This is a genomic window from Xenorhabdus sp. NBAII XenSa04, from assembly GCF_963866145.1.
In the GTDB taxonomy this organism is placed as follows: Bacteria; Pseudomonadota; Gammaproteobacteria; order Enterobacterales; family Enterobacteriaceae; genus Xenorhabdus; species Xenorhabdus indica.
Window position 1 is genome coordinate 1 of sequence record NZ_CAWMEB010000325.1, and the last position, 485, is coordinate 485.

Annotated in this window: 1 protein-coding gene; it reads right to left on the reverse strand. The window is 32.4% G+C overall.

Annotation, left to right across the window (positions count from 1 at the left end):
• Positions 1 to 59: 59 nt before the first annotated feature.
• On the reverse strand, positions 60 to 485 hold a 426-nt coding region (locus AAC147_RS11625; RefSeq protein WP_369793204.1), incomplete at its 5' end, for a hypothetical protein.

The window sequence follows — 485 nt, forward strand, 5'->3', positions numbered from 1 at the left end:
TTTAATTTCTTCTTATATATGATAAAATCACTAGTCACTATTATTAATAGAAATAAAAATCATTCAGTTATTTCCATAGTGATCTGCGCTCCATCATGACTTGAATATCCATGCTTACAATTTGATTCACTGCCGTCACAAATAAATTTAATAGGAATCTCGCATTTTGTATCCGCAGGATCAGGCGTAAAATAAGTAAGCCAGCCTGTCATCATATTAATGTATGCTGTGCGCAATTTTACTTCGCAGTGTTGTGACCAAGTATGATATAGAATAGTCCATGTAACCCATTTATCCGATAAAAGGCAATCATAAAAGAAATCATTTTTATCTTTTAAGCTAAAGTTTATTTCTTGTTGAGGAAGTAAGATTATGTCATTTGATGGTCCGGGATCATACATACATTGGAATGTTTTACGTGCAATGGCTACTTTGACAGTTTTGCTATTATTTTTGAAGTGCACGTTATAATATGCGGAAAAAAC